The 24,231-nt window shown below is 72.1% G+C and carries 19 protein-coding genes and 1 pseudogene; 15 read left to right on the forward strand and 5 right to left on the reverse strand.

The genetic code is table 11. The annotated features are described in order from the left end of the window. The first annotated feature begins 36 nt into the window (after positions 1-36). Positions 37-969: an ATP-binding cassette domain-containing protein gene (locus tag AB0N81_RS15405; RefSeq protein ID WP_365358308.1), complete on the forward strand. Its 933-nt coding sequence runs from the start codon at positions 37-39 to the stop codon at positions 967-969. A 56-nt stretch (positions 970-1,025) separates the two neighbouring features. Further along, the gene (locus tag AB0N81_RS15410; RefSeq protein ID WP_365358309.1) at positions 1,026-1,808 is read left to right on the forward strand and encodes an ABC transporter permease; all 783 of its coding nucleotides are present in this window, start codon (positions 1,026-1,028) and stop codon (positions 1,806-1,808) included. A gap of 191 nt (positions 1,809-1,999) precedes the next feature. Here the strand turns inward: AB0N81_RS15410 and AB0N81_RS15415 are convergent, their stop codons facing one another. Continuing rightward, positions 2,000-2,269 (reverse strand): hypothetical protein, encoded by a 270-nt coding sequence (locus AB0N81_RS15415; protein ID WP_358590355.1) that lies wholly within the window; start codon positions 2,267-2,269, stop codon positions 2,000-2,002. A 322-nt stretch (positions 2,270-2,591) separates the two neighbouring features. Here AB0N81_RS15415 and AB0N81_RS15420 point away from each other — a divergent pair, with 322 nt between their 5' ends. The 4 genes from AB0N81_RS15420 (at position 2,592) to AB0N81_RS15435 (ending at position 9,154) form a co-directional block, all read left to right on the forward strand. Beyond that, a complete protein-coding gene (locus AB0N81_RS15420) occupies positions 2,592-4,193 on the forward strand; it encodes a DUF4331 domain-containing protein (protein WP_365358310.1) in 1,602 nt (533 codons plus the stop codon). Between the two features lie 158 nt (positions 4,194-4,351). Then, a complete protein-coding gene (locus tag AB0N81_RS15425; RefSeq protein WP_365358311.1) occupies positions 4,352-5,662 on the forward strand; it encodes a hypothetical protein in 1,311 nt (436 codons plus the stop codon). Positions 5,663-6,051: 389 nt separating this feature from the next. Further along, on the forward strand, positions 6,052-7,428 hold the full coding sequence (locus AB0N81_RS15430) for a nickel transporter (protein ID WP_365358312.1): 1,377 nt from the start codon (positions 6,052-6,054) through the stop codon (positions 7,426-7,428). A 31-nt stretch (positions 7,429-7,459) separates the two neighbouring features. Continuing rightward, positions 7,460-9,154: a serine/threonine-protein kinase gene (locus AB0N81_RS15435; RefSeq protein ID WP_365358313.1), complete on the forward strand. Its 1,695-nt coding sequence runs from the start codon at positions 7,460-7,462 to the stop codon at positions 9,152-9,154. 16 nt (positions 9,155-9,170) lie between these two features. Here the strand turns inward: AB0N81_RS15435 and AB0N81_RS15440 are convergent, their stop codons facing one another. Beyond that, on the reverse strand, positions 9,171-9,992 hold the full coding sequence (locus tag AB0N81_RS15440; protein ID WP_365358315.1) for an SGNH/GDSL hydrolase family protein: 822 nt from the start codon (positions 9,990-9,992) through the stop codon (positions 9,171-9,173). 233 nt (positions 9,993-10,225) lie between these two features. On the opposite strand from AB0N81_RS15440, the gene AB0N81_RS15445 reads away from it, so the two are divergent. From AB0N81_RS15445 to AB0N81_RS15470, 6 genes are all read left to right on the forward strand, one after another. Beyond that, complete coding sequence (locus AB0N81_RS15445) at positions 10,226-10,651, forward strand: hypothetical protein (protein ID WP_365358316.1); 426 nt, start codon at positions 10,226-10,228, stop codon at positions 10,649-10,651. A 1-nt stretch (position 10,652) separates the two neighbouring features. Continuing rightward, positions 10,653-11,753 carry a GNAT family N-acetyltransferase gene (locus AB0N81_RS15450; RefSeq protein ID WP_365358317.1) on the forward strand — a complete coding sequence of 367 codons (1,101 nt, stop codon included), beginning with the start codon at positions 10,653-10,655 and terminating at the stop codon, positions 11,751-11,753. A gap of 363 nt (positions 11,754-12,116) precedes the next feature. Further along, on the forward strand, positions 12,117-12,950 hold the full coding sequence (locus AB0N81_RS15455) for a glycosyltransferase family 2 protein (protein WP_365358318.1): 834 nt from the start codon (positions 12,117-12,119) through the stop codon (positions 12,948-12,950). Next, positions 12,947-13,954 (forward strand): glycosyltransferase family 2 protein, encoded by a 1,008-nt coding sequence (locus tag AB0N81_RS15460; protein WP_365358319.1) that lies wholly within the window; start codon positions 12,947-12,949, stop codon positions 13,952-13,954. Before AB0N81_RS15455 ends, AB0N81_RS15460 begins: the two co-directional genes overlap by 4 nt. Next, positions 13,951-14,754, forward strand: a complete 804-nt coding sequence (locus AB0N81_RS15465; RefSeq protein WP_365358320.1) for a polysaccharide deacetylase family protein — start codon at positions 13,951-13,953, stop codon at positions 14,752-14,754. The genes AB0N81_RS15460 and AB0N81_RS15465 overlap by 4 nt, the downstream gene beginning before the upstream one ends. A 94-nt stretch (positions 14,755-14,848) precedes the next feature. Beyond that, positions 14,849-18,661, forward strand: coding sequence for a lipopolysaccharide biosynthesis protein (locus AB0N81_RS15470; protein ID WP_365358321.1), 3,813 nt, complete (start codon positions 14,849-14,851; stop codon positions 18,659-18,661). Positions 18,662-18,680: 19 nt separating this feature from the next. On the opposite strand, the gene AB0N81_RS15475 is transcribed toward AB0N81_RS15470, so the two are convergent. Beyond that, positions 18,681-20,099 carry a xylan 1,4-beta-xylosidase gene (locus AB0N81_RS15475; RefSeq protein ID WP_365358322.1) on the reverse strand — a complete coding sequence of 473 codons (1,419 nt, stop codon included), beginning with the start codon at positions 20,097-20,099 and terminating at the stop codon, positions 18,681-18,683. Positions 20,100-20,253: 154 nt separating this feature from the next. Here AB0N81_RS15475 and AB0N81_RS15480 point away from each other — a divergent pair, with 154 nt between their 5' ends. Beyond that, positions 20,254-21,348, forward strand: a complete 1,095-nt coding sequence (locus tag AB0N81_RS15480; protein ID WP_365358323.1) for a DUF5925 domain-containing protein — start codon at positions 20,254-20,256, stop codon at positions 21,346-21,348. 6 nt (positions 21,349-21,354) lie between these two features. On the opposite strand, the gene AB0N81_RS15485 is transcribed toward AB0N81_RS15480, so the two are convergent. Next, positions 21,355-21,732 carry a GntR family transcriptional regulator gene (locus AB0N81_RS15485; protein WP_365358324.1) on the reverse strand — a complete coding sequence of 126 codons (378 nt, stop codon included), beginning with the start codon at positions 21,730-21,732 and terminating at the stop codon, positions 21,355-21,357. 104 nt (positions 21,733-21,836) lie between these two features. Between AB0N81_RS15485 and AB0N81_RS15490 the strand changes: the two genes are divergently transcribed. Both AB0N81_RS15490 and AB0N81_RS15495 read left to right on the forward strand, forming a co-directional pair. Then, the gene (locus tag AB0N81_RS15490) at positions 21,837-22,775 is read left to right on the forward strand and encodes a GNAT family N-acetyltransferase (RefSeq protein WP_365358325.1); all 939 of its coding nucleotides are present in this window, start codon (positions 21,837-21,839) and stop codon (positions 22,773-22,775) included. Beyond that, the gene (locus AB0N81_RS15495) at positions 22,756-23,259 is read left to right on the forward strand and encodes a DUF402 domain-containing protein (protein ID WP_365358326.1); all 504 of its coding nucleotides are present in this window, start codon (positions 22,756-22,758) and stop codon (positions 23,257-23,259) included. Before AB0N81_RS15490 ends, AB0N81_RS15495 begins: the two co-directional genes overlap by 20 nt. On the opposite strand, the pseudogene AB0N81_RS15500 reads toward AB0N81_RS15495, so the two are convergent. Then, positions 23,256-24,140, reverse strand: a pseudogene (locus AB0N81_RS15500) (NUDIX domain-containing protein); the annotation flags it as partial. The gene AB0N81_RS15495 and the pseudogene AB0N81_RS15500 overlap by 4 nt on opposite strands. Positions 24,141-24,231 lie beyond the last annotated feature (91 nt).

Below are 24,231 nucleotides of genomic sequence, written 5' to 3' on the forward strand. Positions count from 1 at the left end.
TTACGTACACCGTACGTAGTGAGGTACCGTCACGGCATGACTTCTACGTACGCTGTACTGAGTGAGGGCCTGGAGAAGCGCTACGGCTCCGGCGACACGGCCGTCAGCGCCCTGCGGGGCCTCGACCTCTCCATCGCCGAGGGCACCGTGTGCGGGCTGCTCGGCCCCAATGGCGCGGGGAAGACCACCGCGGTCCGGGTGCTCACCACCCTGCAGACGCCGGACGCGGGGACCGCGCGGGTCGCGGGGCACGACGTGGTGCGGGACCCGGCGGCGGTGCGCCGGTGCATCGGCGTCACCGGCCAGTACGCGTCGGTCGACGGCGACCTGACCGGGCGTGAGAACCTGCGGCTCTTCGGCCGGCTCCTGCGGGCGCCGCGCGGGCGCGCCGACGAGCTCCTGGAGCAGTTCGGGCTCACCGACGCTGCGGAGCGGCCGGCCCGCACGTACTCGGGCGGCATGCGGCGCCGCCTCGATCTCGCCGCGAGCCTGATGACCCGGCCCGCCGTGCTCTTCCTCGACGAGCCCACCACCGGCCTCGACCCGCACAGCAGGAACGGCATCTGGGAGGCCGTGCGGAAGCTCGCCGGCGAGGGCACCACGGTGCTCCTGACGACCCAGTACCTGGAGGAGGCCGACCAACTGGCCGACGACATCGTGCTGATCGACGGGGGCCGGGCGGCGCACCGCGGCACGCCCGCGGAGCTGAAGGCACGGATCGGGAGCTACGCGGAGGTCGTGGTCGCGGAGAAGGCGGCGCTGCTCGCGGCGGCGGCGGTCCTCGACCGGCTGACGGGCGCCGAGCCGGTGCTCGACGCGGAGTCCCGCACCGCCGGGGTGGTCTCCCTCGATCCGGCGCTGACGCTGCCGCGCCTTGTCCGCGAGCTGGACGCGGCGGGGGTGCCCGTCGTCGACGCGAGTCTGCGGCGCCCTTCGCTGGACGACGTCTTCCTGCGGCTCATCGCCTGACCCGGCGGACCCGCAAGGCCCACCCCACCACTCCACGACCCCCGGAGGTCTCCCCCATGAGCGCCATCCTCTACGACGGCACCGCCATGCTCGGCCGGCACCTGCAGCGCGCCCGGCACGCGCCGGCGATCCTGATCATGACCCAGACGATGCCGATCGTCTTCCTCCTCTTCTTCGGCTACGTCTTCGGCAGCGCCCTCGCGATGCCGGGCTCCGACTACCGGGCCTATCTGGTGCCCGGCATGCTCGTCGCGACCGCCGCCAACGGCATCATGACCGGCATGTTCACCGCCGCCCAGGACACTCATCGGGGCGTGATGGACCGGCTCCGGACGCTGCCGATGAGCAGGGCCGCCGTGCCGCTCGGGCAGGCTCTGGCGGATCTGGTGACCACGGCGGCGGGGCTCGTGCCGCTGGCGCTCGTCGGGCTGGCGATGGGGTGGCGGATCGAGGGCGGTCCGCTCGCGGCGGCCGGCGCGTTCGGGCTGCTGATGCTCTTCCGGTTCGCGACGACCTGGATCGGGATACTGCTGGGGCTCGCCTCGCAGAGCGAGGAGGCGGCGGGTCAACTGGGGAGCGCGACCTTCATGCTGCCGCTGCTGTCGAACGCGTACATCCCCACGGACGGACTGCCGTCCTGGCTGCGGTTCGTCGCCGAGTGGAATCCGATCAGCGCGGTGGCGACGGCGGTGCGAGACCTGTTCGGCAACGCCGACGTCCCCGCGGACGCCGCCTGGCCGGTCGCCCACCCCGTGGCGGGGGCGCTCGCCTGGTCCGTGCTTCTGCTCGCGGTGTGCGCACCGCTCGCCGTACGTCGGTACGCACGAGGGCTGCGGTGAATGAACGCCTGCTGACCGGCGGGGAGTTCACGAGAGTTCGCGCTGCCGGTGGCAGGCGGGCACCGGCAGCGGTCTTACAGGTGGGTGTGGTGTGAAGCCCTGCGTGTCATGGGGGTGATGGCGTGCGGGGAGCGGATGGGCGGGAAAGATCCGCCGCGGAGCGGCGGTTCAGTCCCGGGGACCACCCGCGTTCAGCGTCCGCCGAACAGCGAGCGCCGCAACCGGCGCAGCGGCGCGAAGAGCGAGACTCGCCTCACTCGGGCACCCCTGCTGCTGCGGGCGTGCGCGGTGTCACGTGAGGTCAGCTCACGCATCAGCAGCGTCGCCTCGTGCGACTCCCGCTGCGGGACGGCGGGGCCGCCCAGCACCGAGAGATGGCGGTCGAGGCGCGAGCTGCTCGCGCTGCTGCCACAAGTGATCGCAGGGACACGCGCCCTGCTGCGCACCGTTATCTGTTCCATGTCACTCCCCACCCGTACGAGGGCACCCGGCCCAGGGCAGGTTAACCCTATCGCCCCATCCTGACACGCGTGTATCCCGGGCACAGGATTCACCTACCCCACAAGGAGGTTGACGATTACTCTCCGAATTTGACTGATTCCAGGGCGAGTTGGACATTCGCGCCCATGAGGCGGACGGGCACTCCGGTGGCGTGGGACATCTCACGTGGACCCGAAAGCCCGTACGGCGGGGAATCCGCACCGATCCGCACCAATCCGCCTGCCGTCCCGCCCCGAATGGCCTGTGTCAAGCAGGTACATCAGGCGTGTAAGGACGGATGCGATGACAACAATCGCCAGAAGCAGGACGGGGCGGCACGGCCTCGTCGCGCTGGTCTGCTGCGCGCTCGCCGCCGGGGGGCTCGCAGCCGCCGGAGTGAGTGCGCTGGAACCAGGGGCCGCACAGGCCTCCAGTCACCGGGAGGCCCCGCTGATCTCGGGGCAGCCGCAGTACGACAACACGGACGTGTACGCGTTCGTGAGTCCCGACAAGCCGGACACCACGACCCTCGTGGCCAACTGGACCCCCTTCGAGGAACCCGCCGGCGGACCCAACTTCTACCTGTTCCCCGAGGACGCCCAGTACGACATCCACATCGACAGCGACGGCGACGCCCAGGGCGATCTGCTCTACCGGTGGACGTTCGACACGAAGATCAAGAACGGCAACACCTTCCTGTACAACACCGACCCGGTGACCAGCCTCGACGACCCCGACCTCAACATCACGCAGTCGTACGACATCGATCTGCTGAAGCTGGAGGACCAGAAGGTCGTCTCCACGAAGAAGATCGCCGACGATCTGCCGGTCGCTCCGTCGCGGGTGGGCAACGCCTCGATGCCCGACTACAAGAAACTGCGCGACCAGGCCGTGCGGAAGGTCGCGGGCGGCGGCACGTCGTACGTCGGGCAGGCCGACGACCCCTTCTTCCTGGACCTCCAGGTGTTCGACCTGCTGTACGGAGGGGACCTCTCACAGGTCGGCCGGGACACCCTCAAGGGCTACAACGTGAACACGGTCGCGCTGCAGGTGCCGAGCGCCGAGATACGCCAGTCGGCGAAGCAGCCGACGGTGGGCGTCTGGTCGACGACCCAGCGCAAGAACGCCAAGGGTGACTGGACGCAGGTCTCGCAGCTCGGGAACCCGCTGGTCAACGAGCTCGTCGTGCCGCTGCGCGACAAGGACAGGTTCAACGCGTCCGCGCCGTGGAACGACGCGGACTTCCTGCCGTACGTACAGAAGCCCGAGCTGCCGAAGCTCCTGGAGCGGATCTACGGCGTCAAGGCACCGGACGAACCCAGGAAGGACCTGGTCTCCGTCTTCCTGACCGGCGTGAAGGACCTCAACCAGCCGCCCGGCGTACGCCCTGCCGAGGCCCTGCGCCTCAACACCTCCGTCAAACCGTCCGCCGACCCCAAGCGGCTCGGCGTCCTCGACGGCGACAACGCGGGCTTCCCGAACGGGCGGCGGCTCACCGACGACGTCGTCGACATCGAACTGCAGGCCGTCGCGGGTGAACTCGTCGGCGCCAAGAACGACCTGGGCGACGCGGTGAACGCCAACGACCGGGCGTTCGGCGGGACCTTCCCCTATCTCGCGCTGCCCACGTCCCCGACGCACGCGCCGGCGGCCAAGGGCGGCGGAGACGGTGACAGCAACGGCGGCAAGACCTCGGCGCGTGACGCGCTCGTGGGCGGTGCCGTGCCCGCGGCCTCCTCGTCGTCGTCCGGTGACGGCGCCGGCGACGACACGCTGCTGATCGCCTCCGCGGCGGCCGGGGCCGCGGGAGTGCTCCTCGTGGGGCTCGGGCTCGCGTGGTGGCGGGGCCGGGGGCGCGGGGGCGACGGGGTCGACGGGGGCGACAGGGTCGACGGGGCTCTCTGAGGTTCCCCTCGGGTCCCTGCGGAACGGGCGCGGTCCGTGACTCATCCCCCTGCGGGCCGCGCCTCTCCCCCTTGCTCCCTCTTCTCTCTTTCTCTCTTTCTCTACTTTCTCCAGAAACGGCTGGCTCTTTCATGGCGCACATCTCGGTACGGAGCTCCGTGGCCGTCGTCGCTCTCGCGCTCGCCCTCACCTCGGGCGCCGTCGTGCTCGGCGGCTCCGACGACGGGGCCGGGCGGACCGCTTCCGTCACCGCCGGGCCCGCCGCGCCGCTCGACGGCCTGCGCGGCGGGGACCTGGACCGGGGCGTGGAAGCGCTCCGGTCACAGCTCCGCGACCGGCCCGCCGACTTCGCGTCCTGGGCCACGCTCGGCGCGGCCCACGTCGAACAGGCCCGCACCCGCGGCGACCCGGCCCTCTACGCCGCCGCCGACCGCGCCCTGGACCGCTCGCTGGAGCTGCGCCCCGGCAACGACGCGGCGCTCGCGGGGCGCGCCGCCGTCGCCGCCGCCCGGCACGACTTCCGCGGCGCCCTGCGGTACGCCACGGCCGCGCTCGCCGAGAACCCCTACAGCGAACGGGCACTGGCCACCCGCATCGACGCCCTAGTCGAACTCGGACGCCTCGACGCGGCGGCCCGCGCGGCCGACGAGGCGGACGCTCGGCGGCCCGGGGTGCCGGTCTTCACGCGGTACGCGTACGTGAAGGAGCTGCGCGGCGACGTGCCTGCCGCGCGGCGCGTCCTGAAACGCGCCCTCGACGGGGCCACGGCGCCCGGCGACGTCGCGTACGTGGCGACCGCGCTGGGGCAACTGGCGTGGCACCAGGGCGAGTACGAGGACGCGCTGCGGCACTGCGGGGCCGCGCTGCGCGCGGACTCCACGTATCTGCCCGCCCTGGAGTGCCGGGCCAGGGCGCGGGCGGCGCGCGGCCGGACCGCATCGGCCGTCGCCGGGCTCCGCGAGGTCGTGGCCCGGCAGCCGCTGCCGGGCCCCCTGGTCGCGCTCGGCGAACTGTACGAGGCGCGGGGTGAGGAGGGGCGGGCGCGTGAGCAGTACCGCCTCGTGGCCGCGTGGGCCGCGCTGGCCCGCGCGAACGGGGTCAACCCCGACCTGGACACGGCGCTCGCCTCGGCCGACCACGGGGACGGGGCGGTGGCGCTGCGAGCGGCGCGGGCGGAGTGGGGGCGCCGGAAGACGGTGCACACCGCTGACGCGCTCGGGTGGGCGCTGCATGTGAACGGGCGGGACGAGGAGGCGTTGCGGTACGCGCGGCGGGCCACGGGGGCGGGGTTCCGGGATGCCGTGTTCCTGTACCACCGGGGGCTGATCGAGCGGGCCGTGGGGGATGTGGCGGCGGCGCGGCGGTCGTTGGGGGCGGCACTGCGGTTGAACCCCGGCTTCTCGCCGGTGGGTTCTCTTGAGGCGCGGGCGGTGTTGCGGGAGATGGGGGTGGGGGGTGGGGGGTCGTGAGGAGGCTGGTGAGAGGGCTCGTGAGAGGGCTGTGGGCGTGCTTCCCGTTCGTCCGGGGGCGCCTCTCGTTGTCCGGGGGGCGGGGCCGCGCCGGTATGTCCGTCCTCGCTATCCCTGCGGCGGGGCCTATGTGCTTCGCCCCTGCCACCGTGACCACTGTGCTCCGGGCGGACATACCGCCACGTCCCCTCGGGAGGGGGAGGCGGCTGCGGGTGGGTGGGGGCGGAACGGAAGCCCGGGAAGCCCCGACCGATGCCCTGGTCTGTGTCCCTACCTGTGCTGCTCGTTGCGGGGTAAACGGATGGGTGGGTGCTTCTGCGGAGGGGGCGGCGCCGGGGGCGAAACGTAGGTGGGGGTGGGTGTTCGTCGGAGGGGTTGTGTTGGGGGTGATGGTCGCTCTGGGTGGCCCCGGCGGCACCGCCCACGCCCACCCGCTGGGCAACTTCACGGTCAGCCGGTACGACGGGCTCGTCGCCGAGCCGGGGCGGTTGACGGTCGATCACGTGGAGGATCTCGCGGAGATCCCGGCCGCCCAGGCCACCCCCCGCATCCGCGAGGCAGGCCGCGCCGACTGGGCCCGGCAGCGGTGCCGGAGTGCCGCCGACGGGCTACGGGTCCGTGTGGACGGGCGGAGTGCGGAGTTGAGGGTGGGTGCTGCCCGGGTGCGGGTGCGGCCGGGGGAGGCTGGGCTCGACACGTTGCGCGTGGAGTGTGTTCTGCGTACTTCCCCGCCCCGGCAGGGCGACGTGAGCGTCCAGTTCCGCGGCGACTCCCGGGACCGTACCGGATGGCGGGAGATCACCGCCCGGGGCGACCGGATGACCCTCACCCGGTCCGACGTACCGGAGACTTCCGCGTCGAAGCGGCTCACCCGGTACCCGGAGCGGTTGCTCTCCGCCCCGCCGGACACCGCGTCCGCGTCGCTGCGGATCACGCCCGGCGGGCCCGCCCTGGGGGCGGGCCGGACGGACGCATCGGAAGGAGTGGCCGCCGTGCTGCCGCGCGGCGCCGACCGGTGGGCGCGGGCACTGACCGGACTGGTCGGACGGCACCCGCTCACGCCGGGCTTCGCGGCGCTGGCCCTCGGTACCGCCGCGCTGTTGGGCGCCCTGCACGCCCTCGCGCCGGGGCACGGCAAGACGCTGATGGCCGCCACGGCGGCGGCCCGCGGCCGTGCCTCCGCGCGTCATGTGCTGCCTCTGGCCGCGTCCGTGACGGTCACGCACACGCTGGGCGTGCTCGCCCTGGGCCTGCTGGTGAGCGGAGGCTCCGCCGCGGGCCCGTCGGTGGTGGCCTGGCTCGGTGTGGTGAGCGGGCTGCTCGTCACGGGCGCGGGCGTGCTGCTGGTCCGTAGGGCGTGGCTGCGGCGGCGGGCAGGGCACGTGCACTCCCACGGGCACTCCCACAGTCACGGCCATCACCCTCCGCATTCCCCTGGGGGCGGTCTGCGCGGCACGCTCTTCCTCGGTTTCGCCGGAGGTCTGGTGCCCAGTCCTTCCGCGGTCATCGTGCTGGTCGGCGCCGCCGCGCTCGGCGAGGCCTGGTTCGGGCTGCTGCTCGTGGTGGCGTACGGCGTGGGCCTTGCCGCCACGCTGACGGCCGCCGGGTTCCTCTTCGTCCGCGCGGGGTCGCTCGCGGGGCGCCGCCTCGGTCCGGAGTGGGCGCGGCGCGGTGCTCGGCGGCTCCTGCCGCTGGGTTCTGCGTGCGTCGTACTCGCCCTCGGGTGTGGATTGGTGTTCAAGGGGGCCGCAACAGCGCTCGGTTGAGCTAGTTTTGTGGAGAATCGCACCGCTGCGGATGGGGGCGCCCGTGAGCCAGCCAGAGCGCGTGATCGCCGGGCGGTACCGCCTTCTGGCGCCGTTGGGCGAGGGCGGTATGGGCACCGTGTGGCAGGCCCGTGACGACGTGCTCGGCCGCGAGGTGGCCGTGAAGGAGGTGCGGGCGCCCGCCGGGCTCCCGGCGGGCGAGGTCGACCGGCTGTACGCACGGCTGGAGCGCGAGGCCTGGGCCGCCGCCCGCATCCCCCACCGGAACGTGGTCACGGTGTACGACGTCGCGAGCGAGGGCGGCCGCCCCTGGATCGTCATGGAGCTGGTGCGCGGCCTCTCCCTGTCCGACGTGCTCGACGCCGAGGGGGCGCTGACCCCGCAGCGGGCCGCCCGTATCGGCGCGGAGATCCTCGGTGCCCTGCGCGCCGCCCACGACGCCGGGGTCCTGCACCGCGACGTCAAGCCCGGCAACGTACTGATCGCGAACGACGGCCGTGTCGTCCTGACGGACTTCGGGATCGCCCTGGTCGAGGGGAGTTCGGCGCTGACGATGACCGGCGAGGTCGTCGGTTCGCCCGAATTCCTCGCACCGGAAAGGGCGTTGGGGCAGCGTCCGGGCCCCGCGTCCGACCTGTGGTCGCTCGGCGTGCTGCTGTACGCGGCGGTGGAGGGCAGCTCGCCATTCCGGCAGGACACTCCGCTGAGCACGCTGCGCGCGGTGGTGGACGAGCCGCTGCCGCCCGCCCGCCGCGCAGGGCCGCTCCTGCCGGTCATCGAAGGGCTGCTGCGCAAAGATCCGGACGAGCGGATGTCCGCCGCCGACGCCGAGCGCGATCTGCGGATCGTGGCCTCGGGCGGCACCCCGCGCACCGAGACCGCGCTCCCCTACATGCCGACGACCACGGCGGAGCGGCCGTTCGAGCCGACGCCGCCCGCTCCCCTTCCCGTCTCCCCGCCGTGGCACGGCACGGCCACCACCGACACGTCGACGGCCGGGTCCGGCCGGTCCCGGCGGGCGGTGGTCGTCCTGGTGGCGGGGCTCATCGCGCTGGCGCTCGCCCTGGGCGGCATCACGTACGCCCTGGTCAACCGCGACGACGGCGGAGGCGGCGGCAATGAAGGGAGCGACAGCAGCGGCGGCGGGTCCGGTGGTGGCGACGGAGGCGGCGGCAGTACGTCGGAGGGGTCGAAGGGCGGCTCCGACGGGGGCGGGTCGACCGGTTCCACGGACGGCGGCGGTGACGGCGGCTCCACGAACGGCGGCACCGACGGCGACGGCGACGGGAACGGGAACGGGAGCGGGCAGAACGGGGGGAACGGCGGCAAGACCACGCCGCCCGCCCAGTCCGTGAAGGTGCACGTCTCGGGCGCCCACACGCAGTACGAGGGCGCCTGTCCCCCGGCGACCGGGCAGGCACCCTCGTTCACCGCGACGTTCACGGTGGGCCGCGCCCCCGCCACCGTCGAGTACCGCTGGGTCACGGAGTCCGGCGAGCCGGGCGACCCCGGCTGGAAGACGTTGTCGTTCCCGTCGGGCGGCGGCAAGACGCGGCAGGTCAACCACGTGGAGACCGCGTACGACCCGGGCGGCGGGACGTACGAGAACACGATCGGTGTCGAGGTGCGCAAGCCCGTGCAGACCCGTTCCAACTCCGTTGCGTACGCGGTGGCCTGCGAGGAGGAGACCCCGACGGGCGGGGCCTCCTACACGCCGAACGGGTAAGGACGGCCGGTGGGGGTCAGGCCGCCGCGGTGAACACCGGGAGGTAGCCACCGGACTGGCCGGCGGCGGTGGGGTGGTAGGACTCGCCGATGTTGAGCCAGTTCACGCTGTGCAGCCAGGGACTTCCGGAGCAGATCTCGTGCCCCGCGAAGGCGGAGGTGACATCGCCGAAGGCGAAGCCGTGGTCGGCGGCACGCTTTTCGGTTGCCGCGTTGAGGTAGTCCGCGGCGCCGTTGATGGCGGTCCGCTCCCGCTCGGAGAGGCCGGCGACGCAGGTGCCGCTGAGCTTGTAGAAGCGGGGGTAGCCGAGCACGACGACGCGGGCCGATGGAGCCTTCGCGCTGATCGCGTCGTAGACCTTGTCGAGGTTGCCGGGGAGGGTGGAGTCGACGTACTGGCGCGCCTGGTTGATGCGGGCCAGACAGTTGCTCTCGGACTGCAGCACACAGGTCGTCATGACATCGGCGAAGCCCGCGTCGTTGCCACCGACGGAGACGGAGACGAGGCCGGTCCCGGAGCCGAGCGGGCCCAGCTGGTTCGCCAGAACATCACCCGTACGAGCGCCCGAGCAAGCGGTGAAGTTGAAGCTCGAGGGTGAGTGGGCGGCCGCCCACAGGACGGGGTAGGCGCGGTTGCTGCGCTTGCAGTTGCCGCTGCCGCTGTCGTAGTTGCCGGCGCCGACGCCCGACGAGTAGGAGTCGCCGAGGGCCACATAACCCGTGGCCGCGGCCTTCTGGCCGGCCGACGGGTCCGCTTGGGCCGCTGCCGCGCCGGTGAGCGCGAAGGCGGCCGCGAGGAGGAGCGAGGACATGTATGCCGTGATGCGGGACAATTTCATGGAACCTCCCTTAGCAGGGTTTCTGCCTCGACCGTGGTAACACGCACCCCCGGCCGCCGATAGTGTTCATGTCAATGAGTTCCTCAACAATTCCCTTTCCCGCACAGGGAGTTCAGCTTCGAACAGGGGGCTTGGCGGAGAACATCTGCACACTCTCTCCGCATCTTGACGCGCTGCCGGGGCTGCGCGACATTGAAGCCCGGCATCCGGCGCGTCGGGGGGCAAAGTCGCCCATGCAAACCATCGGGAACAAGGCACCACCAGCGGACACGGGGCAGCGCACCGGACGGGGCGCCCGCCACGACCTGGTGCCGCTGCTCGCGGGAGCGGCCGTCGCCGTCGGCGGGATCGGCGCGATGCTCGCGCTCGTCGGCCTGGACTCGCCGCTGCGCGGCCCGTTCACCCTCTTCTTCCTTCTCGCCGCACCCGGGGCCGCGATCGGCGCGGCGCTGCGGGCCCTCACGCCGTGGGGCCGGGCCGTGGTGTCCGTGTCCGGGTCCCTCGCGGTCAACCTGCTCGTCGCCCAGTGCATGCTGGCGCTGCACGTGTGGTCGGTGCGCGGCGGCGTCGCCGCGGTGGCCGCCCTCAGTTCGCTCATCCTCCTGTTGACCGTGGTGCGGCGGCTGCGCGGCCGTCCGGCGAGAAGGTGGACCACCTGACGTGAACATCACCGTGCACCGCCCCGGCGAACTGTCCGCCGTCGACCGGGCGGCGTGGACCGCGCTGCAGTCCCGGGCGCACCTCCACGGCTCACCCGGTCTCGCCAACCCCTTCCTCTCCCCCGAGTTCACCCTCGCGATCGGACACGAGCGGCGCGGGGTGCGGATCGCCGTCGCGCGCGAGGACGGCGAACCCGCCGGTTTCCTCCCCTTCCAGAGATCGGCCACCGGCGTCGGCCGGGCCATCGGTCTCGGCATCTCCGACTGCCAGGGCCTGGTGCACCGGCCGGGCTTCGACTGGAACGCCAGGGAACTGCTGCGGGCCTGCGGGCTCTCCCTGTGGGAATTCGATCATCTGGTGTCCGGTCAGGCGCCGTTCGAGGCACACGCCTCCGCCACTTTCGCCTCCCCTGTGATCGATCTCGATCAGGGGTACGACACCTATCTCCGCCACCTCCGCGAGCGCTCCCCGAAGTTCATCAAGGGGACGCTCGCCAAGGAGCGCAGGCTGAGCCGCGACCACGGAGCCGTGCGTTACGTGCACGACGAACGCGACCCCGCGGTCCTCACCACGCTGATGGGCTGGAAGTCCGCGCAGTACCGCAGGACGGGCCGCAGCGACCGCTTCGCGCACCCCTGGATCGTCCGGCTGCTGCGCCGGCTCTTCCACACCCGCGCCGACTCGTTCGCCGGGGTCCTCTCCGTCCTCTACGCCGCCGACGTGCCGATCGCCGCGCACTTCGGGCTGCGTTCCGAGCGGATCCACACGTGCTGGTTCCCGGCGTACGACCCGGCGTTCGCGAAGTACTCACCCGGCCTCATCATGCACCTGGGCATGGCCGAGGGTGCGGCCGCCGACGGGATCGCGCACATCGATCTCGGCCGCGGCCAGAAGGTCTACAAGGACTCCCTCAAGACACGTGAACTCATGGTGTCCGAGGGGTGGGTGGCGCTCCGCCACCCGGTGGCTTTCGGTCACCGGGCACGGCGTGCCCCGGTCAGGGCACTGCGCAACACTGTTCAGACGCGACCGGAATTATTCGAACCTGCCGACAAACTGCTCAAGCGCATGGGCAGAATTCGATCTAGAGGCGGGGAATAAGACGGTCCGAATGTGATCGCACAGATTACTCAAATCATGAAAAACGTGGGACCGCGCTCCAGGTCTTGCCATACAGTCTCAATCATCAATACCGTCGTACATCCACCCGCAACGGTCCATCACGCAATGCGATCTAGGGGAGGGCTCAAGGTCGCGGTGGTGCCGGTGCGGGGCGCGGTAGGGGGGTGCCGTGCTCGGTGTCCGCTCTTCAGCCGAGTCACGTCCCGCGCAAACGCCAGCTCACTCGGCATGCACGGAGATCCATTTCGGCGTGCTCCCGTGAGAACCCCCCTTTCGAACCGGATCAATTACCGGACCGCCCGGGGGCGGGCGATCCACCGGACGAGAGGGACCACCGGACTCATGACTTCTTTTGTGCGCCCGGCAGACGCCGGGCAGGACCCGTTAGACGCGATCTCCAGGAACTACCGCCCGATCTCCACCCACTTGGCGATCACGCCTCCGGTGAGTGTCGTGATACCCGCCATGAACGAAGCGGAGAATCTGCCGTACGTTTTCAAGACACTGCCCGACTGGATTCACGAGGTCGTCCTCGTGGACGGGAATTCCACCGACGACACGGTGGCCGTCGCCCGTGAGCTGTGGCCGGACGTGAAAGTCGTCCGACAGCTCGGCAAGGGCAAGGGGGACGCCCTGATCACCGGCTTCGCCGCGTGCACGGGCGACATCATCGTGATGGTCGACGCCGACGGCTCCGCCGACGGCAGCGAGATCGTCTCCTACGTCTCCGCCCTCGTCTCGGGCGCCGACTTCGCCAAGGGCTCCCGGTTCGCCAACGGCGGCGGCACGGACGACATGACGCCGATCCGCAAGCTCGGCAACCACGTCCTGTGCTCCGTCGTGAACACCAAGTTCGGCGCGCGGTACACCGACCTGTGCTACGGCTACAACGCCTTCTGGCGGCACTGCCTGGACAAGATCGAGCTCGACTGCACCGGCTTCGAGGTCGAGACCCTGATGAACATCCGGGTCGTCAAGGCGGGTCTCCGAGTCCAGGAGATCCCGAGCCACGAGTACCTCCGGATCCACGGCACCAGCAACCTCAGAGCCGTCCGGGACGGCATCCGCGTACTGAAGGTGATCCTCTCCGAGCGTTCCAGCCGCGGCAGGCGCGGCGCGCGGCGCAAGGGCGGCCGGGGGCTGCCTCACCGCGCCGGCCAGGGAGAGGTGTCTTGAGCGCGCAGATCTCCGTCGTCATCTGCGTGTACACCGAGGACCGCTGGGAGGACATCCTCGCGGCGGTCTCCTCGGTGCGCGCACAGTCGTCGGCGGCACGGGAAACCCTTCTCGTGGTCGACCACAACGCCTCGCTCCTGGACCGTCTCGCCAAGGAGTACAAGGAGACCGAGGGGGTGCGGGTGCTCGCGAACGCGGGCCCCCGCGGCCTCTCGGCGGGCCGCAACACCGGGATCGCCGCCGCGCGCGGCGACATCATCGCCTTCCTCGACGACGACGCCGTCGCCGAGCGGGACTGGCTGCGGTACTTCGCCGAGGGCTTCCGGGATCCGCGGGTCCTCGCCGTCGGCGGCCGCACCATGCCTGCCTGGGAGTCGGGGCGGCGGCCCGTCTGGTTCCCCGAGGAGTTCGACTGGGTCGTGGGCTGTACGTACAAGGGGCTGCCCCGGGGCCGGGTCCACGTGCGCAACGTCCTCGGCGGGAACGCCTCGTTCCGGCGCACCGCCTTCGACGCGGCGGGCGGCTTCGCCACCGGCATCGGCCGGGACGGCGACAAGCGGCCGCTGGGCTGCGAGGAGACGGAGTTCTGCATCCGCCTCACCCGGGCGAGGCCGGACGCCGTCCTGCTCATCGACGACCGCTCGGTGATCCACCACCGGGTGCCCGCCGTGCGGGAACGGTTCCGCTACTTCCGTACGAGGACGTACGCGGAAGGCCTCTCCAAAGCGCTCGTCTCCCGGAGTGTCGGCGCCGCCAAGGGGCTCGAGTCGGAACGGCGCTACACCACGCGCGTGCTGCCCGCCGGGGTCGGCCGCGGCCTGCGCGACGCGGCGCTCGGCCGCCCGGGCGGCGCGGGGCGCGCGGGGGCCATTGTGGCGGGAGTGCTCACCGCGGCAGGGGGGTACATACTCGGGAGCGTCCGTGCGCGCAGGGGAGGCGCCACGTTCTCGGTCGTGGAGATCGCCGGGACGGCAGACACGGGCGGCGAGGGGGCTGCCGCATGAGCACGGGACCCGTGCCGATACTGATGTACCACTCCGTGGCGCGCGCGCCGAACGCGGCGACACACGAGCTCTCGGTCTCCCCCGACGCCTTCGAACGCCAGATGGACATGCTCGCCGAGCGGGGCTTCACACCGCTCACGGCCGCCCAACTGGGCGCCCTGTGGCGCATTTCGTGCTGGTCGCTGCCCGAGCGGCCCGTCCTGATCACCTTCGACGACGGCTACGAGGGCGTGCACCGGTACGCGCTTCCGGTGCTCACCGGGCACGGCTTCGCGTCGACCCTGTTCCTCACCACCGGCTGGCTGCGCGGCGAGTACGACACCGGGGGCGCCCCGGACCGCATGCTCGACTGGGACCAGGTGCGCGAACTCGCGGCCGCCGGGGCGGAGATCGGCGGGCACAGCCACACCCACCCCGAACTCGATCAGCTGGCCGACGACGAACTCCGGTTCGAGCTGCGGCGCTGCCGTGACATCATCGCCGACCAACTGGGCACCCGGCCCACGTCCTTCGCGTATCCGTACGGCTACTCCAGCCGCCGGGTGCGCGAGCTCGTGCGCGAGGCGGGCTTCGGCCAGGCGCTCGCCGTCGGCAACAGCCTGGCGTGCCGGACGCAGGGGCCGTACGCGCTGCGGCGGGTCACCGTGCGCCGCACCACCGGGGCCGAGGAGTTCGAACGGCTCGTGACGGGCCGCGCGGTCGGCCTCAACTTCGCCAGGGACCGCGCCCTGACCAAGGGGTACGCCGTGGTCCGCAGAGCCCGACAGATCCGCCGGAAGGCAACGCGTTCCAGTGTCTGACACGACCACGGCCCAAGCCGGCGCTCCCGGTTCCGCGGGCGCCGGGGGCCGGTCACCGTCCGATAAGTCCGGCAAGTCCCGCAGGCCCCGCGGCATGCGCCTGCCGGGCCGCGGGGACGGCCAGAGCCCGCTGTTCCGCAACGCGTACGCGCTGATGCTCAACACCGGCATCTCCGGCGTGCTCGGCGTGGGCTTCTGGCTGGCCGCCGCCCGGTACTACTCGGAGTCGGCGGTCGGTCAGGGTTCGGCGGCGATCGCCGCGATGAAGCTCCTCGCGGGGCTCGCCGCGCTGACCCTGATGGGCGCCCTCGCACGGTTCATCCCCATCGCGGGGCGCGCCACGGGCAGGCTCATCTTCCGTACGTACGCGGGCAGTTCCGCCGTGGTGGCGCTCGCCGCCGTCGTCTTCCTGCTCACACTGGACCTCTGGGGTCCCTCGTACCGCTTCCTGCACGGCCCCGCCCACGGCGTCGGCTTCGTCCTCGCCGTGGTGGCCTGGTCGGTCCTGACGCTGCAGGACGGCGTCCTGACCGGGCTGCGCAGCGCGCTCTGGGTGCCGGTGGGCAACACCGTCTTCTCGGTCGCCAAGCTCGGACTGCTCATCGCGATCGCCGCCGCCATCCCCACCGCGGGCGTCTTCGTGTCCTGGGTCGCCTCGATCCTCGTCTCGGTGATCCCGCTCGGCTGGCTGGTCTTCCGGCGCCTGGTGCCGCGGCACATGAAGGCCACCGAGGGGAAGACGCAGCCGCCGACCCTGCGTGAGATCGGCCGCTTCCTCGCCGGCGACTACACCGGCTCGCTCTTCTCGCTCGCCGTGGTCTACCTCGTCCCGGTGATCGTGGCGTCGCAGGTCAGCTCGGTCGACAACGCGTACTTCTACATCACCACCACCATCGGCGGCACCATCAATCTCCTCGCCATCAACATGGGTGCCTCGCTGACCGTGGAGGGCGCGCACGACCCGGCCCTGCTCGCCGCCAACACCCGCTCGGCGCTGCGCCGGATGGCGGTGATCATGCTGCCGGTGTGCGGAATCCTCTTCCTGGCCGCGCCGCTGATCCTGAGCATGTTCGGGCAGGGGTACGCGGACGCGGCCACCCCGCTGCTGCGCTGGTTCGTGGTGGGGGCGCTGCTGCGGGTCGTCATGGAGACGTACTTCGCGGTGCAGCGCGCGCAGAGCAAGACGTCCGGCATCGCCTGGCTGCAGGGCCTGTTGTGCTTCCTGGTGCTCGGCCTCACGCTGATCCTGCTGCCGCGGATGGGGCTGACCGGCGCGGGCGTCGCGGAGATCTGCAGTCTGACGGTGATCGTGGCCATCGCGGCGCCGAAGCTGTACCGCGTGGTGCGGGCGGCGCCCTCGGGGAAGGCCGCGGGTGCGGCGCCGGACGGGGACCTGGCCGACCTGGGGACGCCGGACGCGCCGGCGGAGCGGGTGCGGGCGGGGGCCGCGGAGACCTCCGGGGCCTCGGACAGGGGCGGGGACAGGGGCGCGGGCAAGGGCGAGGGCAGGGCGCGCAAGGAGGGTCACGGGCCCGCGTGGGCGTTGCGCGAGTCGCTCGACTCGGACACTCTTCAGCTCGCTGTACAGCTCGACTTCGAACACCAGGAGCGCAGGCCGGACGTGCGGCCCGGTCCTGGCACGCCCGCCGCGGGGACGCCCGTGGCGCGGAGCGAGGGGGACGACATGGACCACCGGCCGACCTGGGCGCTGAGATCCCCGGCCGGGCCGGACACGGGCACCGGTACCGGTACCGGCACCGGCACCGGCACCACACCCGTCACGGACGCCGACCCCGACCCCGATCCCTCGCCCGCCCCTGATCCCGTGACCGAGGCCACCACGCCGGAACTGGCGGTACCGGCAGACCCAGAAGAACCAGCCCCACCGCCCCGCACCCCCCGCCGCAACGTCCTCGTCATGGCGCTGCTCCTCGCCACCGCGCTCGCCCTGTACTGGCTGCCCGTCCTCGGCCTCGGCGAGAAGGACCTGGACGACATGGGCGGGCTCGGGCTGATCTCCGTGCTGCCGACGCCGACGCTGGCCGGCGCCGCCCTCCTGGTCGTCGTGTTCGCCGCGCTGCTCTGGATGGACCGGCCGGTCAAGAGCCTCCTCCTGATCACCCTGCTGGCCACCGTGGTGTCGCTGCACGCGCTGCCCGCCGTCATCGAGACCGAGCCGCGGTTCGCCACGGCCTGGCAGCACCTGGGCTTCATGGAGTACATCGACCGGACGGGCTCCGCGGTGCCCGATCTGGACGCGCGCTGGAGCTGGCCCGGTTTCTTCGCCGCGGCCACGTTCATCGCGCAGGCGTGCGGCGTCTCGGACATGACCGAGGTGATCCGCTGGTGGCCGACGGCGATCCAACTGCTCTATCTCGCCCCGATGTTCCTGCTCGTGCGCTCGATGCGGGCGGCCTGGCGCGCCAAGTGGGCCGGTCTGTGGATCTTCGTCCTGAGCGGCTGGGTCGGCCAGGACTACTTCTCCCCGCAGGGCTTCACGTACCTGCTCTACATCGTCTTCGTCGCCGTACTCCTGGTGTGGTTCCGGGCGCCGCGCGTGCTGTGGACGAAGCGGCGTCCGGGCGAGACCGAGGTCGAGCCGGCCGGCCGCAAGGAGCGCGCGGTGCTGCTCCTGGTCCTGATCGGTCTCTTCGGCGCGACGGTCCCCGCGCACCAGCTCACGCCGTTCATGATGCTCGGCGTCCTGACGGTGCTCGTCCTGGTCGGCCGTTCGGAGCTGCGCGGTCTGCCGATCCTCTTCGGGGTGCTCGTCGTCGTGTGGCTCGGCTTCCTCGCCGAGCCGTACTGGTCGGGGCACTTCGAGGACCTGTTCGGCGGGGTCGGCGGCGTGGGCGGCAATGTGTCCTCGTCGGTCTCCGGGCGCATCGAGGGTGGCAGTTCGACGCATCAGCTGGTGCTGTACGCGCGGGTGGCGATGGCCGGCGGCGTCATGGCGTTCGCCTGCTGGGGCTGGTGGCGGCGGCGCTTCTACAAGTACAGCGAACGCTCGCTGCTCGTCCTCACCTTCGTGCCGTTCCTGGGCTTCGGCATGCAGAGTTACGGCGGCGAGATGGCCCTGCGCGTCTTCATGTTCGCGCTGCCGGGCGCGGCCCTGCTCGCGGGGCTCGCGCTGTTCCCGCGCGCGGGCATCACGCCGGACGAGCGCGACCGCGACCGGGTGAGCCTCGCGCCGCTGGCCGCACTGATGGCCGGGCTCGTCCTGATGGGCGGCTTCCTGGTGGCCCGCTGGGGCAACGAGCCCTTCGAGCGGGTGCGTCCCGGCGAGGTCGCGGCGATGGAGTACGTGTACGCGCACGACAAGCCGACGGCGCGGCTGCTCTGGATGAGCAACGACACGGTCAACAACGTCACGCCGTCGATCCCGTGGGGCTCGCGGGACATGGAGCGGGTGGAGTACGTTCCCACGCTCGCGCCCGCCGACCCGGTTCTGGTGTCCGGCCTGGTGAAAGCCCTCAAGGACGCGGGCCCCAACTCGTATCTGATGATCAACCGGGGCCAGACGGCCTTCCTGCAGCTGGACGCGGGCTACTCGAAGACGTGGGAGACGCGGCTCGTCCGCAACCTGGACCGCCGCAAGGACGTCGAGAAGGTCTTCGTCAACGCCGACGCGACGATCTACACCCTGAGCGAGCAGCCGGACGGCAGGGCCGCCAAGGCCGATCCGGGTCCGGTCGGGCCGAAGGTGACGTGGACGCCGTGGTCGGTGGTGGGTGGGCTCGCCGCCGTCGCGCTCGTGCTGCTGCTCGCGGCGCGCGAGCTGGTGCGGGTCGCCGCGGCGCCGAGCGTGCGGCAGCAGCGCCGGCTGCAGGGCAGCTTCTGGTTCTCGCTGCCGCTGCTCGCGGTGCTGCTGGCCTCGCTGATCCAGCGGTTCGTGACGATGGCGTGAGCGGGCGGGCCTAGGGCGCTCAGCGCTTCAGCCACATGACCTCGTACTCCGCCAGGTCGACACGGCGCCCGTCGACCTCCGCGCCGATCTTCCGGTCGCGGGTGTTCACCACGAGGACCGCCTCGTCGTCGGCGAGGACGCGGACGTGGGGGCGGTCGTCGGCGGCGACCGTCACCTTCTCGTACGCGGTGCCGGGGCCGAACTCCTTGCCGAACCGCTCGATGAGCTGCAACATCGGCAACTCGGCTCCACCGTCGGCCTGTTGGGTGGCTGTCCACAGGCAGCCCGCGCACTTGGCCCCCCGCTTCTGCGGGTTCCAGTAGAAGCCGCTGGTGGCGCCGCCGCGGGCGATCGCCATCAGGCCCGAGGCGTGGACGGCCACGCGGTGCGCCTCGGACCAGTCGTCGCGGTTGTCCTGGCTGTCGCCCGGCTCCACGTAGTACTCGGCCCACCACAGCGGCAGGTCGCCGGTCCGCTCGCGCACCCACTCGCCGACGGCCGTGAGCTTCTCGGTCGCCTTGAACTCGTCGGGCAGCATCTCGTCGTCCGCGGTGTAGCTGGCGCCGTCGACGACGACGAAGTCCGCGCCCTTCTTGTGCTTGTTCCAGTACTCGAAGGCGTCGAGAGGCCGCTGGTCGAGACGGCCCCAAGGCCCCTCCACCTGGGAGGCGTTCTCGGTCTGGCGTGGGTCGATGCTGTCCATGCCGAGGTAGGGCCCGCCGACCATGATGTCCTTGTCGACCTTCTTGAGCTCGCGGTAGACGAGGTTGTAGAGCTCGGTGTAGCCCTCGTAGTCCCAGCGGGCCTCTTCGTTGTTCCAGAAGCCCTTGAACTCGTTCCAGACGACGAAGTGGCGTACGTCGGGATAGCGCTTGGCGACCGTCGCGGCGAGCCGCGCGAAGTCGTCGTAGTGCTCGCGCTCCGGGGCGGTCTCCAGGGCCTGCTGGCTCCAGTCGGTGTTCTCCGCGCCGGGCTCGCCGCCCTTCATCCAGTCCGGTGCGCAGCACAGCGTGACCACGGGTGTGCCCTTGCTCGCCCGGACGAAGTCCATCCGGCGGTCCATGTCGGAGAAGTCGTAACGGCCGTCGACCGGCTCCGGGTTGCCCGCGCCCCAGCCCATGATGTGCTGGATCTGCGGGATGGGGCGTCCCTGTCCCGCGAGTTCGGCGCGGACGCGCTCGACGGCTTCCTCCTCACCCTCGTCCGCGCTGTACTGGGTGTGGGTGAAGCCCCAGCCGACCTCCGGGTCGGCGTCCTTGGGGACCGCGGGCGTGCCGTGCACCTTGTCGCCGTCCCGGGTGGTGCCCTCGGTGCTGCCACCGCCCCCGGGAAGTGTGTTGATTAACGTGATCACCAGGGCCAGTACGGCCAGACCGACTCCGAGCAGTGCGGCGAGTCGCCACCGCCGTGCTTCCGAAAACCACCGATGACGTCCCATCAGCGACAAGCGTATCGGCGGGCATACGCGGTAGGACAGGTTCCGCACCACAGCTCTTGGCCGCGGTCACAGCGCTCGGGAGCACGAACGGCGCAAGTGGAGCGCCTGTGCAAACCGGGTGCGCGGGGGCGGGTACGTGCCGGATCATGGCGGCATGTCTGCGAACCCCCAGGACGCCCTGCCGATCCGGCTCAACGTCGACGACAGCGACTCCCCGTCGGATGTCGTGGACGCACTCTTCCTCGGCCGTTTCGCGACGGGTGAGCAGCCCTTCTCGCACAGTGCGAACATCGACCGCGTCAAGTCCGGGTCCACTCTGCTGCCGCCCGGGGCGCGGGTGCTGCGCGCGGCCCGCGACGACGACCGCAGCGCGACGCTCGCCGAGGGCGAGGGCTGGACGCTGCTGGTCTCCCGCTGGAACCGCGGCGCCGACGTCACGGTGACGGCGACCACCGCCGAGCTCGCCGAGAACGTCCTGAAGCGGGCCACGGACGGCGCGCAGGACGAGCCCGAACCCCAGCCGGAGAACGTGACCATGGGCTTCTGGTACGTCTCCCCCAGGCGCGGCCCGCACCGCACCACCCGGCAGATCTCGGCCGGCACGTGGGAGGAGGTGCGGCCCAACTACACGGCGCCGGTCGCCGACGCCATGGACAAGCTGATGAAGACGGTGCCCGAGGACATCGCGGGCCGGCTGCTCCTCCTCCACGGCCCGCCGGGCACGGGCAAGACGTCGGCGCTGCGGACGCTCGCGCGGTCGTGGCGGGACTGGTGCCAGGTGGACTGCGTCCTTGATCCGGAGCGGCTGTTCAGCGACGTCGGCTATCTGATGGACATCGCGATCGGCGAGGACGACGGGACGGCGAAGGGCCGCTGGCGGCTGCTGCTCCTGGAGGACTGCGACGAGCTGATCCGCGGCGAGGCGAAGCACACGGCGGGCCAGGCGCTCTCGCGGCTGCTCAATCTCACGGACGGGCTGCTCGGCCAGGGCCGGAACGTGCTGGTGGGCGTGACGACCAACGAGGACCTGGAGCGGCTGCACCCGGCCGTGGTCCGCCCCGGCCGCTGCCTCGCCCGCATCGAGGTCGGCGCGCTGACCCGCCCGGAGGCGGTGGACTGGCTCGGCACGGAGGAGGGCGTGGGCCGCGAGGGCGCGACCCTCGCGGAACTCTTCGCCCTGCGCCGGGGCACGTCCCCGACCTCGGTGCCTGATCAGCGGGAGGGAGCGGACTCGGGGCTGTACCTGTAGGCGGCTCTAGCCGGAGCTTCCGTAGGCCGCGCGCAGGGCGTCCCGCGCCGCGGCGAGCGCGTCCTCCTCGGAGAGCCCGAGCCGCCGGGCCCGCTCGGCGAAGGCCTGTGCCTCGGCCGAGGCGGCGCGGGCCGCCGCGTCCGCCGCCGCGACGAACGTCCCGTTGCGGCCCCGGGTCTCGATGACCCCGTCGGCCTCCAGGGCGCGGTACGCCTTGGCGACCGTGTTCGCGGCGAGCCCGAGCGACTCGGCGAGCCCGCGCACCGTGGGCAGCTTGTAGCCGACGGGCAGCGCCCCGGACCTCACCTGCTCGGCGATCCTGGCCCGCACCTGCTCGTACGGCGCGTCGCCCGCGCTTCCATCGATGTCGATCTTCAACGTCACGGAGCGATTGTCCCGCACGTCCCGCCCCCGGTCGCACCGCCGTGCGCGGTGGCGGCGGAAAATGGGAGGCGGCCCGGCACGCCCCGCACGTAGCGTGCGGCTCCATGACAGTGATCGTCCGAGCCCTGGACCGCGCCGTGCCGACAGCCGCCGCGGACGACGCGGGTTTCGCCGCCGTGCGCCGCGCCTGCGTACCCGCCATGCTCGCCACCCCCGAATCGATCGCGTTCGACCGGGCGCACGCCCATCCGGACTCCGGCTACCGGCAGTTGGTCGCCGAGACGGACGGCGAGATCATCGGCACGGCACAGGTCGGCATCGCCTACGACAGCCCCGAGCCCGGCCAGGGGTACGCCAACGTGTACGTGCATCCGGAGCGGCTCGGCAGGGGCGCGGGGACGCTGCTCCTGCGCACGGCGGAGGAGTACCTCGCGGACGCGGGCGCCCGGACGGTGTACTCGTGGGTGCTCGACGAGCCCGCCAACCTCGCCTTCGCCGCGCGCCACGGCTACGAGTCCAGGCGCAGCGCGCACTTCCTGCGCCTGGACCTGGCGCACGGCACGCTGCCGCCCCGCAAAGAGCCGCCGGCCGGGGTGGAGCTGGTCAGTGGTGCGGTGTTCGCGGACGACGCGCGCCCGCTCTTCGCGCTGGACGCGGAGACGGTGGCGGACGAACCGGGCGACGTGGCCGCGGAGTTCACGGACTACGAGCACTGGGTCGCCGAGACCTGGCACCACCCGCTGGTGAGCCAGGAGCTCACCACCGTGGCGCTGGTGGACGGCCGCCCCGCGGCGTTCAGCCTGGCCCGCACGGACGGCGCGGGCCGCTACGCGTCCAACATGACGGGCACGGCGCGCGCCCACCGCGGCCGCGGCCTGGCCAAGCTCGCCAAGAACGACTCGCTGCACCGGGCCCGCGCGGCGGGCTGCACGGAGGCGTTCACGGGCAACGACGCCGGCAACGGACCGATGCTGGCGATCAACAAGTGGTTCGGGTACGAGATCTGTGCGACGGAGGTCCGCCATGTCCACACACTCGGCTGACGCGCCCGCGCCGGCGGCCACCCTGGAGATCGCCCTGGTGAAGGCGGGCCGGACGAAGATCCGCTATCCGGCGCGGCTCGTCCGCGACGACGGGAACCGGATCACCGTCCGCGCCCCCTGGGCGGCCCCCGGCGTCCGCGACTTCGGCTTCGTGCGCTTCGAGCCGGGCGACGTCTTCACCGAGCACTACTGGCGCGACCGCTGGTACGCGATCAAGGAGGTGTACGCCGCGGACGGGACTCTGAAGGGCTGGTACTGCGACGTGACGCGGCCCGCGGTCCGTGCGGGGTCCGTCCTCACGGTGGAGGACCTGGACCTGGACCTGTGGTGCTCGGCGGACGGCTCCACCGTACTGCGCCTGGACGAGGACGAGTTCGCGGCGAGCGGCCTGTCCGAGGCTGACCCGGAGGCGGCCGCCGCGGCGGTCCGCGCCCTGGACGAGCTGGAGGCGATGGCCCGGACCGGATCGTTTCGGCGGGACTAGCCGGCGACCAGCTCCACTTCGAAGCCCCACGCGTCCTCCAGGTAGGCCGCGTACTGGCTGTCGCCGCCCGCGTGGGGGTGCCGTTCCGGGAAGAGCAGGGTCCAGCCGTGGCCGGGTGCCGCGGCCACGATCCGGTCGAGCCCGGTCCGGCCCGCCACGTGGAACGCCAGGTGGTTCAGGCCGGGCCGGTGCCGGTCGTGGCCGCCGGGCCGCAGGTCCGGCGACTGTTCGAGGACCACGTACGCCTCCTCGCGGCGCCAGCTGCGCCCGTGCTCCCAGCGCTGGTACGGCACATGGCCCAACTCGCCGAGCAGCCAGCCCCAGGGGGCCTCCGCGGCCGCCAGATCAGGCACCCACAGCTCCACGTGGTGGAGGGCGCCCGCCCGCGCGGGGGCCAGCGCTCGCGGCGCCGTCGTGCGGTCCCCGTCATACGCCACGGACTCGTCGTCCGACTGCCAGTGCACGGTGAAGCGCTCGCCCGCGCGCCAGGCGGCGAGGCCCGCGCGGCAGTACGCCACCATGTCGTGCGGCAGCGCGGCCAGGGGGTGCCAGACGAGCTCGGCGCACTTGTCCGGTTCGGCGTTGAACGGCTCGCCGCCCGCGCCGTGCTCCGCCGAGAAGAACCAGCCCGTGCGCGGTGCCTCGCCGGGGCCGCGGTGCTGGAGAACCGCCTCGGCCCGCAGATCGGCCGGGGCGAGGTCGAGGCCGACCTCTTCGCGCGCCTCCCTGATCATGGCCGCGCGGACGTCCTCGCCCTCCTCCACATGGCCCGAGGGGAGGTGCAGGAGGCCGTCGCCGTACCCCGTCCGGGCGCGGCGGGCCAGCAGCACCTCGCCGCCCCGGCGCAGGATCAGATGGACGTCGACGATCTCGGCGTGCCGGGCCTGAGGCTCGTTGCTCGTCATCTTCCGATGGTCTCAGCCACCACTGACAATCGGCCCCTCGATCAGAAAGCGGCTCCGGAGAGGTCTA

The organism is Streptomyces sp. NPDC093510 (assembly GCF_040683555.1).
Taxonomy (GTDB): Bacteria; Actinomycetota; Actinomycetes; order Streptomycetales; family Streptomycetaceae; genus Streptomyces.